Below are 10,769 nucleotides of genomic sequence, written 5' to 3' on the forward strand. Positions count from 1 at the left end.
AGAACTAAGTAACCAAAAGAAATGCACCCTAGCTTCCGCTTGATTCCTGCGTTGCTCATCAACGTGGGCGTCCAACGAAACTCGCCCTGACAAGCCACACAGTTCGTGGCTTGTTGCGGAACTCGAACAGACGCTGGCCGACAACTCCCACGCTGACTGCGCTACTCGGCGCGGCAGATAGGGGGCCATAAAAAACACACGCTTTCACATTGGCGTGTCTCTTTACATTGAATCCCGCTCAATCGCAGTGGCAAATCATTAAAGAACAAAAGAGTTTATTGGGTTTTAGTCTTAGAGATTAAAACAGGCTTTTAGCGCCCTGAATGAAGTGCGTTTTACCAATTTTTCATCGTGGTGATTTCAACGGGCCCCTATCTGACGCGCCGAGTAGCACAGTCAAAATAAGGAAGAAGGGAGCGACTGTCTGAATCCCGCGGTGGCCTGCGTTTTGTGCAGGCCGCTAGGATGAGTTTCGTGACCGCTTATTTTGGCGAGCAACGCAGGATACGAGCGGAAGCTAGGGTGCCTTTTCTTTTGGTTACTTGTTCCTTGGGCAAGCAAAGAAAAGTAACTCGCCTGCAGGCGAAAAGGAATGTTTAACCATCCAAAGAAATACTTAATTAAAACTTCCAGGAAGTGCAACTCTAGTTCTTTTATTGTTACAGAGCTATGAATTAACCTTGCCTGGATTCTGGCCTCCGCCAGAATGACGACCTGTTTGCAGGGCGCACTGGCATAAGCCAGCCGTCTCGCAGGCGCAGAGCATGCTCGGCAAAACCCCTGGCTCAACCCTGCTCTGGTATGACGAAAAGATGAGCATTGCTTCCAGCTGAACTGCCGATTAATCCAATATCGCAACACCTCATCATCAAAAACATAGATATCAAAGAATCCTTTTATCAACAGCCCTCACCTCACCGCCGCGTTCATTCTTCTCCCGGCTGTGCTAAAATCGCGAGTTATTTCGTAGATTGATTCAGGAAGAAAAAATATGTTGATTAGCAATGCCTACGCAGCTGGCCCAGCGACCAGTGACATCATGAGTTTTGTCCCCATGATCGTGATTTTTGTGTTGTTCTATTTCATGCTGATCCGTCCGCAAATGAAACAGGCAAAACAACATAAATCCATGCTGGAAACACTCAAATCCGGTGATGAAGTCGCGACTACGGGCGGTATCGTCGGCAAGGTGACTAAAGTCGGTGAAAGCTTTATCAGCGTTGAAATCGCCGCTAACACTGTCGTCAACGTACAAAAACATACCGTACAGACTTTGCTGCCACCAGGCACAATAAAATCCATTTAATTACAAGTGACAGCACGCTAGTCCTTTATTCAGTATAAGAGTTTTTATGAACCGTTATCCATTATGGAAATACGTGCTGATTGGCACAGTCTTTGTCATTGGTTTGCTGTACACCATTCCCAACTTTTTTGGTGAATCCCCAGCGGTGCAAATCAGCCCGGCAAAAACATCCCTCAAAGTAGACGAGAGCCTGTTACAAAAAGTGGAGAGCACTTTAAAACTGGCAAATATTCCCTTTGATGGGGTGTTTCTGGATGCGAGCGGCGTGAAAGTGCGTTTTGCCAATACAGACACACAGCTATTGGCAAAAGATAAACTGGTATCAACCCTTGGCAAGGACTATACCGTGGCACTCAACCTGGTACCGCAAACACCGAACTGGCTGCAAAGCATAGGCGCCAAGCCTATGTACTTGGGCCTGGACCTGCGTGGCGGGGTACATTTTCTGCTGCAAGTCGATATGAAAGCGGCTTTGGACAAAGCTGCCGAAAGTACAGTTGGTGATTTCCGCATGAATCTGCGCAAGGAAAAAATCAATTACTACGGGATTGAGCGCCAGGGCCAGGTGGTAGTGATTAAATTTGAATCGGAAGCGGAAGCGACTAAAGCGCGCAATCTGCTGGCAAAAGATTTTTCAGACCTGACTTATAAAGTCAGCGGCAGCGACAAAGACTTTAGCGTGACCGCCAGCATGAGCACCATGGCACAAAAACGGATCCAGGAGTTTGCACTCAAGCAGAACCTCCAAACCTTGCATAACCGGATCAATGAACTGGGTGTGGCGGAGCCTATTGTGCAACAACAAGGGATAGACCGTATCGTGGTCCAGTTGCCTGGCGTGCAGGATACGGCAAAAGCCAAGGAAATCCTCGGTCGTACGGCAACGCTGGAAATCCGTATGGTAGACGAAGAAAAAGCCGACATGGCGACTTTGCAAAAAGCACAAAGCGGTCAGGTACCCTTTGGCGATGAGCTGTATTTTGACCGCGACAACCGTCCTGTGCTGGTCAAGAAAAGCGTAGTACTGACGGGTGACCGTATCACCGATGCAGGCCCTGGTGTCAATGGCCAGAATGGTTCTTCTGTCGTGAACGTGACTCTGGATGGTCGCGGTGCCGGCATCTTCAAAAACGTTACCCGCGAAAATGTCGGCAAGCGTATGGCGATTTTACTGATCGAAAAAGGCAGCACCGAAGTGGTGACTGCACCTGTGATCAATGAAGAGATTGGCGGCGGCCGAGTACAGATCTCAGGCATGGCGAATGCGCAGGAAGCGACTGACATTTCATTGCTGCTTCGTGCAGGTGCATTGGCAGCGCCGATGGAAATCATTGAAGAACGTACCGTTGGCCCGAGCATGGGTGAAGAAAACATCAAACGCGGCGTGCACTCCACCTTATGGGGCTTTGCCGCGATTGCCGTGATGATGATCATCTACTACATGGTATTCGGTGGTGTTTCCGTGATGGCATTGGGTGTAAACCTGTTACTGCTGGTGGCAATCCTCTCCATGCTGCAAGCAACGCTGACTTTGCCTGGCCTGGCTGCGATTGCGTTGGCACTGGGGATGGCGATTGATGCCAACGTGCTGATCAACGAGCGTATCCGTGAAGAATTACGTAATGGCAATACGCCGCAAGCGAGCATCCATGCCGGTTATGATCGTGCGTTTGACACTATTCTGGACTCCAACGTGACTACCCTGATAGCCGGTCTGGCGCTGTTTATGTTCGGCACCGGCCCGATCAAAGGTTTCGCTGTCGTACACGTATTGGGGATTATGACTTCGATGTTCAGTGCTGTGCTGGTATCACGCGCAATGGTGAATCTGTTATACGGCTATCGCCGCAAAATCGAGCGCCTGCCAATCGGCTAACACATTCGGCGCAGCGATTGCTGTCACAAACTATTTGAGAACAGATTATGGAATTATTCAGAATTAAAAAAGACATCCCGTTTATGAGTTACGGACGTCTGACCACTTCAATATCGCTGATTACTTTTATATTGGCGGTTTTTTTCCTGATGCATCGAGGCCTGCATTATGGCGTTGATTTCACCGGTGGCACGGTGATGGAAGTGCATTACCCGACTACCGCAAATATCGGAAAAATCCGTGAAGTGATTGATAACACCGGCTTGAAGGATGTCACAGTACAAAACTTTGGTTCCAGCCAGGACGTGTTGATTCGCCTGCCAGTGAAAAAAGAATTATCAATTGCGCAGTTATCCGAAAAAATTTCGACCTCGCTGAAGGCGGCTGATAGTGGTGCCGAAATTCGCCGCGTGGAATCCGTAGGCTCTCAGGTTGGTGAAGAGCTTTACGAAAACGGTGCGCTGGCCCTGCTCTTGGTTTGCGCAGGCATTATGGGTTATCTGGCGCTGCGTTTTGAGTGGCGTTTTGCAGTTGCCGCCATCATCGCCAACATGCATGACGTCATCATTATTCTTGGCTTCTTCGCTTTCTTCCAATGGGAATTCAACCTGACAGTGCTGGCGGCCATCCTGGCGGTGCTCGGTTACTCGGTAAATGAATCCGTGGTGGTGTTTGACCGCGTACGTGAAAACTTCAAAAAAATGCGTAAAGCGTCGGCAGTGCATGTGATTGATAATGCGATTACCCGCACCATGTCGCGCACTATCATCACCCACTTGATGACACAAACCATGGTTTGTTCGATGTTGTTTTTTGGTGGCGAAACCCTGCATAACTTCTCACTGGCACTAACCATTGGTATTTTGTTTGGTATTTATTCTTCAGTACTGGTTGCCTGCCCGATTGCCATGTGGCTGGGCGTAAGCCGCGCCAACCTGATTGGCGACGCTGAGAAAAAACCTAAAGAAGACGAAGCCGCACTCGCACCTTAAATATTTATGCAACACATGTGGCATTATTAATGCGTCATGAAACTCGGGATATGTGAGCAAGCGACATTGGTAGTTGTGCTTTCTGACTAGACAAACCGGAAAATGCCACCAAACGGTTTGGTGGCATACATGCGTTGATTAGTCTGTGTTTTTCTTGATTTTTAGCCACTGGTGAGTACACTAGTGGCTTCTTGTTTTTTTCCCCACGCCCTTGGACAATATTCCTTTAAGTTGGCAGATCGGCTTATTAATTCTGCTACTGTCATTCACTGCTTTTTTCTCGGTCGCTGAAACCAGCCTGATGTCCGTCAACCGCTACCGCATGCGGCATATGGCGAAACAGGGTCACCGCGGTGCAAAACTCGCCAGCCGGCTCATCGCTCAAACCGATAAAACCCTGGGTGCCATCTTATTGGGCAATACCTTTTGTATCGTCGGCTCATCTACGCTGGAGGTGATTATTGCAGAGCGCTTATTCGGTGAAGGCGATTATGTGCTGATGCTGGGCTCTTTAGCCATTACCTTTGCCATTCTGGTGTTCAGTGAAATTTCCCCAAAGGTGATTGCGGCGGCGCATGCGGAAAAACTGGCATTTGCCACCAGCTACCTGCTGTATCCGCTGATCTGGCTGTTCAACCCGATTGTCTGGTTTGTTAACTTGTTTGTTAAAGGCTTCGTCAAACTTTTAGGCGTAAAAGTCAATTTTGATCAGGCGCACTCTGTCACCACCGATGAATTACGCAGTATTGTCAGTGACGCCGGGCAATATATCCCTTCGCAAAGCCGCATGATTTTGCTGAACCTGCTCGATCTGGAAGACATCATTGTCGACCATGTGATGACTGCACACACACAGGTTGAGTTTGTTGATCTGGACCATCCGATTGAACAGATTATGGAACAACTGGCGAATAGCCATCATTCCCGATTGCCGGTTAGGCAAGGCGATCATGAAGATATTGTCGGCATCGTTCATGTACGCAAAGTACTGCCATTATTACGTGACTTCCATATTGGCAAAGCGCCTAGCAAAAGCTTGCTACAGGCTGCGATTAGCCCTCCCTACTATATTCCGTCCGGTACGCCGCTGTATACTCAGTTGCAACAGTTTCAGAAACATCATGAGCGCATTGCCCTGGTGGTGGATGAGTATGGTGAATTCAGAGGTCTGCTGACGCTGGAAGATATTCTGGAAGAAGTGGTCGGTGAATTCACCACTCAATCGCCTGAGCGTACCAAAGACTTTCACGAGAATGAAGATGGCAGCTGGCTGGTGGATGGCAGCAGTCAGTTACGCGATATCAACCGTAAACTGAAACTCTTATTGCCAATTGATGGTCCACGTACTTTGAATGGATTGATTCTGGAACATTTCGAGGACATCCCAGAACCTGGCACCAGTTTTAAATTGGGTCAGCATCGCCTGGAAATTGTTGACGTGCAGGACCGCATCGTCAAACTTGTCAAAATTTATCTTTAAAAGCCACAGTTATTATTTTTTAAACTGTAGTTACATAGCCAGCACTTGAATTTTTTCTTACAAGGCGCAAAATAAACTTAAGATCAGGTATGCAAAATTATGGTACGACCCAAGCGTGAAGGCGATTTGGCACTGGATCCACAAATCGCCAAACCAAAACCTCCAGAGCTATATAAAGTGTTGTTATTGAACGACGATTACACCCCCATGGAGTTTGTTATCGTCGTGATTGAACGTTTTTTTTACAAATCCCGCGAACAAGCCACGCAAATCATGCTCAAAGTTCATACTGAAGGCGCTGGAGTGTGTGGTGTATATCCACAGGATATCGCTGAAACAAAAATGCATCAGGTGATGGAATCAGCTCAGGAAGCGCAACACCCTTTGCAATGTGTCATCGAAGCGGCTTAATTTAATCATTTATCCTGAGAATATCGAGGGAATACAGTGACATTCCCATGCTTCAAGTTTGCCCGGCAGGTGTTAGGATAATTTGATTATCATTTAATGCGTGTCGCACAGCAAAGTCACTAATAAGCAGTTTCACAAATTATTACCTAATAGCGCTAACGAACCATTGAATTTTTTATCATCTGGCACGATATTAGTAAACATACAGAGGCTTGTAGGTGTACATTAATAGCGTGTATGAACATTGCGTGTTTCCTAGTGTATTTTTGTAGTGTAGTGGATTAAGGAAAGTCATCATGATTGCTCAAGAACTTGAAGTTAGCCTGCACATGGCTTTTATGGACGCGAGACAAAAGCGTCACGAATTGATTACAGTTGAGCATCTATTACTGGCCATGTTGGACAACCCGACCGCCGCAGAAGTACTGCGCGCTTGCGGAGCCAAGTTTGACACCTTGCGCAGTGAGCTTAGCCAATACATTGAAGAGCACACCCCAACCGTCGCCGGTACCGACGAGGTGGATACTCAGCCTACGCTCGGTTTCCAGCGGGTTATCCAGCGTGCCATGCTGCATGTACAGTCTTCCGGTAAAAAAGAAGTCACTGGCGCCAACGTGCTGGTCGCCATCTACGGTGAAAAAGATTCGCATGCAGTATTTTTCCTGCATCAGCAAGGCGTGACCCGTCTTGATGTAGTGAATTTCATTTCACACGGCGTGGCCAAAATCCAGGAAAGCGAACCTAAAGCGAGCAATACCGAACAGGAAACTGAAGGTGAGAGCGTTTCTACAGGCGCCCTGGAAAGCTTTACGCTTAACCTGAATGCACAAGTGGTTGCCGGAAAAATTGATCCGCTGATTGGCCGTGGCCTCGAACTTGAACGCGTGATTCAAACGCTATGCCGCCGCCGCAAAAACAATCCGTTATTAGTCGGCGAGGCTGGCGTGGGCAAAACCGCTATTGCCGAAGGGTTGGCTTCACGTATCGTGAATAAGGAAATCCCTGAAGTATTGCAGGATGCGACTGTCTACTCTTTAGATATGGGCGCATTGCTGGCCGGTACAAAATACCGTGGTGATTTTGAGCAACGCCTGAAGGCCGTCATGAAGCAACTGGCCGAAAAACCGGAAGCTATCCTTTTTATTGATGAGATTCATACATTGATTGGCGCTGGGTCAGCCAGTGGCGGGACTTTAGATGCCAGCAATCTGCTGAAACCGGCTTTGTCGAATGGTTCACTCAAATGCATAGGTGCAACCACTTACCAGGAATACCGCGGTATCTTTGAGAAAGATCATGCCCTTTCACGCCGCTTCCAGAAAATTGACGTAGCTGAGCCTAGCATCGCTGAAACCATTGAAATTCTTAAAGGCCTGAAAACACGCTTTGAAGAACATCATAGTGTGAAATACAGTGCCAGCGCCCTGACAGTTGCTGCAGAATTATCTGCCAAATACATCAATGACCGTCATTTGCCTGACAAGGCCATTGATGTTATTGATGAGGCTGGTGCTGCGCAACGTATTCTGCCGAAAAGCAAACAGAAGAAAATCATTGGTAATAAAGAGATTGAAGACATCATTGCCAAGATTGCACGCATTCCGCCAAAAAATATTTCTACCGATGACCGTAACGCTTTGAAAACGCTGGAGCGTGATTTGAAAGCGGTGGTATTTGGCCAGGATAAAGCTATTGATGTATTGGCTTCAGCTGTCAAAATGGCACGCAGCGGCCTGGGCAATGGTAATAAACCAATCGGCAGCTTCCTGTTTGCAGGCCCAACAGGGGTCGGTAAAACAGAAGTGGCGAAACAGCTTGCATATGTCTTGGGCATTGAACTGTTACGTTTCGATATGTCCGAATATATGGAGCGTCACGCGGTATCACGCCTGATTGGTGCGCCTCCTGGTTATGTCGGTTTTGACCAGGGTGGCCTGCTGACTGAAGCAGTGACCAAGCAGCCTTATTGCGTATTGTTGCTGGACGAGATAGAGAAGGCGCATCCGGATATTTTCAACATCCTGCTGCAAGTGATGGATCATGGTACGTTAACTGACAACAATGGCCGCAAAGCGGATTTCCGTAATGTGACCATAATCATGACTACTAACGCGGGTGCGGAGAACTTATCTAAAGCAAGCATCGGCTTTACCAACAGCAAAGATGTGACCGATGAAGCCGCAGATCTTAAGCGTTTATTCAGCCCTGAGTTCCGTAATCGCCTGGATGCAACGGTATCATTTGGCGCACTTAACCAGGAAATCATCCTGCGTGTAGTCGATAAATTCCTCATGCAACTGGAAGATCAGCTGCACGAGAAAAAAGTCGATGTCACATTCAGCGATGAACTGAAAGCTTACCTGGGCAAAAAAGGGTTTGATCCCCTGATGGGCGCACGTCCTATGGCACGCCTGATCCAGGATACCATCCGCAAGGCACTGGCTGATGAACTGTTATTTGGCCGTCTGAATGATGGTGGTCAGGTACATATCGATATTGACGAGAATGACCAGATCAAACTGATCTTTAAAGAAGAAACTATTTCGGCCTAACAGAGCCGACCGATTGAAACTATGCGACCACAGCGACATGAACTATAATGTCGCTGTGGTTTTTGCACATAAATAGTGCATTTCACATATTAACCAAAGCGTATAATTGCAATTGGCTTTGGTACAGCATTTAAATCAATAGGTTACGCACACACTCATGGCTGGTACGGTAATTGCTCATCAAGCCTTAACGAGCAATGACACGCAGTCTTGATTTTGTACATGCAAAAAATTTTTTATTTATTACATTTGTTGTGTTTAGTGTTCGCATTGCAGACAACTGCTGCTGAACCCGTAGTCACAACGACGTTACTCCAAACGGGTAGCTCAGCTGTCATCATGTCGAATGCGACTGATGACACTTTATCTGCGGGCTTTGTAGAGGCCAGCAGCTGTGTCGACATGCTAGAGGTGGCTGAAGTCGATGTTGATAAAATCACCTTGCCGGCTTTTAATTACCCGCTCCGCCGCGCAAGCCACCACGCACCTGATCATCATTTACCTGCTTACCATACCCACTTCCGTTTCTGGCTAGACCGGCCACCCCAGCTCACTTAATAGCATCCTACCTCTTTCAGCTTTGCTGTCAGAGTGACATTTTAATTATTAATTAAGGTGACTATGTCATGATAGATACAGTCATCTGAGAAGGATTGTTATGTTAAGTCATACCCGCTGGCGAAAAGCATGCAGGCTCCTGTGGTTGTCCTGCCTGATATCGCCGATAGCATTCGCTGAACCTACGTTTGACCTGAAAACCCTGCTGGATAAAGCCGTCGCCGAAAACCCGACGATGGCGGTCAGTAAAGCGCAGGCTGAAGCTGCCGCGGCTGGCATCACCGTTGCGAGATCTTTTGCTAACCCTGATCTCGAAGTCATGGCAGGCCCAGCCAGATACCGTGGTGTACCAACACCAGGAGCCACCGAAAGAAACTATGGTGTCACCCTCTCGCAACCGCTGGAATTTCCTGGCACGCGTGCTTCGCGGCGCGAACTCGCTGAACAGCAACTGACTTATGCCGAAAAAGGCATACAAACCACCAGCTTTGATCTACGCAACCTGATCAAGCAAGCGTATTTAACGGTGCAGCTACGCCAGCAAGTCCTGGAAATGTTTGCTGCCAACCTCAACGTATTGAGGGAGATTCAAACCAAGATCAAACGCAAAGTAGATGTCGGCGAAGCCGCCAGATACGAACTGATCAAGGCAGATACCGAATTACTGGTGGCTGAACGGGATTATGCCAGTGCACAAACCCGTATTGAAGAAGCCAAAGCCATCTTGCGCGGCATGATAGGGAATATGCCGGATGACTTCGACATCAAACCTCAAGCGCCCGTCATTGGGCCATTGCCAGACATCGTTACCTTACGCGAATCTGCAGAAAACAATCCTTACCTACAGCAATTGATCACCGCCAAGGATAGCGCAGAAGCCAGGTTAAAACTGGAGAGGAATTTGCGCTTTCCCGGCCTGACATTGAAGTCAGACTTCACGCAGGATCCTGACCTGAATACGTTCAGGGTGGGGGTCGTGGTGCCATTGCCGGTATGGAACCGGCGTGAAGGCCAGATTGCGCAAGCTGCTGCCGGCATCGATGAAGCAGACGCCAATATCAAATTGCAAAAGCAAGTGCTACGCAAGGAAATCGACAGTGCTTACCAGCGGAATGTCATTGCCAGCAACCAGCTGAAAGTGTTTGAAAATGGCTTATTGCAGCAATCGGAAGCCACGCTCAGCCGTGCTGAAGCCGCTTATAAATTCGGAGAACGCGGCATCCTGGAATACCTGGATGCGCAACGCGTCAATCGTGATGTCAGACGTGACTATCTGATTGCCAAATTCGATTATTTTTTCAGTGTATTGCAAATCGAACGTTTCATCGGTTCTGATTTGGTCCAACCATAAGGGAATGGTCATGTCTCGTATTTTAATTTCAACTTTGTTCACTGCCGCATTGGCGGTGATGTCAACCGCGTGTTCGGAAAAACCGGCGCCAGCGCCGGAAACCAAAGCAGTGGTAGACCCAAACCTTGTGACACTCACTCCTGAACTGGAAGCCAATATCAAGATCGGTACCGTCGGTGAAGTGCAGTTTGTGGATACTTTACGTATTCCAGGACGCATCCAGGTGGATGAGCAATATGAATC

9 protein-coding genes and 1 pseudogene are annotated in these 10,769 nt (G+C 48.0%); 9 read left to right on the forward strand and 1 reads right to left on the reverse strand.

Going from position 1 to position 10,769, the window contains the following annotated elements; genetic code table 11:
* Positions 1-396: 396 nt before the first annotated feature.
* Complete coding sequence (locus VK958_RS00985) at positions 397-903, reverse strand: hypothetical protein (RefSeq protein WP_325238390.1); 507 nt, start codon at positions 901-903, stop codon at positions 397-399.
* A gap of 88 nt (positions 904-991) precedes the next feature.
* Between VK958_RS00985 and yajC the strand changes: the two genes are divergently transcribed.
* The 9 genes and pseudogenes from yajC to VK958_RS01030 form a co-directional block, all read left to right on the forward strand.
* Complete coding sequence (yajC, locus tag VK958_RS00990) at positions 992-1,306, forward strand: preprotein translocase subunit YajC (protein WP_325238391.1); 315 nt, start codon at positions 992-994, stop codon at positions 1,304-1,306.
* A gap of 46 nt (positions 1,307-1,352) precedes the next feature.
* Positions 1,353-3,182: a protein translocase subunit SecD gene (gene secD / locus VK958_RS00995; RefSeq protein ID WP_325238392.1), complete on the forward strand. Its 1,830-nt coding sequence runs from the start codon at positions 1,353-1,355 to the stop codon at positions 3,180-3,182.
* Positions 3,183-3,229: 47 nt separating this feature from the next.
* Complete coding sequence (gene secF / locus VK958_RS01000; RefSeq protein ID WP_325238393.1) at positions 3,230-4,174, forward strand: protein translocase subunit SecF; 945 nt, start codon at positions 3,230-3,232, stop codon at positions 4,172-4,174.
* 211 nt (positions 4,175-4,385) lie between these two features.
* The gene (locus VK958_RS01005) at positions 4,386-5,654 is read left to right on the forward strand and encodes an HlyC/CorC family transporter (RefSeq protein WP_325238394.1); all 1,269 of its coding nucleotides are present in this window, start codon (positions 4,386-4,388) and stop codon (positions 5,652-5,654) included.
* Between the two features lie 99 nt (positions 5,655-5,753).
* Positions 5,754-6,065, forward strand: coding sequence for an ATP-dependent Clp protease adapter ClpS (gene clpS, locus VK958_RS01010; protein WP_325238395.1), 312 nt, complete (start codon positions 5,754-5,756; stop codon positions 6,063-6,065).
* 296 nt (positions 6,066-6,361) lie between these two features.
* Complete coding sequence (gene clpA / locus VK958_RS01015; protein WP_325238396.1) at positions 6,362-8,617, forward strand: ATP-dependent Clp protease ATP-binding subunit ClpA; 2,256 nt, start codon at positions 6,362-6,364, stop codon at positions 8,615-8,617.
* 222 nt (positions 8,618-8,839) lie between these two features.
* Positions 8,840-9,175 carry a hypothetical protein gene (locus VK958_RS01020; RefSeq protein WP_325238397.1) on the forward strand — a complete coding sequence of 112 codons (336 nt, stop codon included), beginning with the start codon at positions 8,840-8,842 and terminating at the stop codon, positions 9,173-9,175.
* Positions 9,176-9,275: 100 nt separating this feature from the next.
* Positions 9,276-10,526: a TolC family protein gene (locus VK958_RS01025; protein ID WP_325238398.1), complete on the forward strand. Its 1,251-nt coding sequence runs from the start codon at positions 9,276-9,278 to the stop codon at positions 10,524-10,526.
* A gap of 10 nt (positions 10,527-10,536) precedes the next feature.
* Positions 10,537-10,769: pseudogene (locus VK958_RS01030) on the forward strand (efflux RND transporter periplasmic adaptor subunit); the annotation flags it as partial.

The organism is Methylophilus sp., assembly GCF_035460085.1.
In the GTDB taxonomy this organism is placed as follows: domain Bacteria; phylum Pseudomonadota; class Gammaproteobacteria; order Burkholderiales; family Methylophilaceae; genus Methylophilus.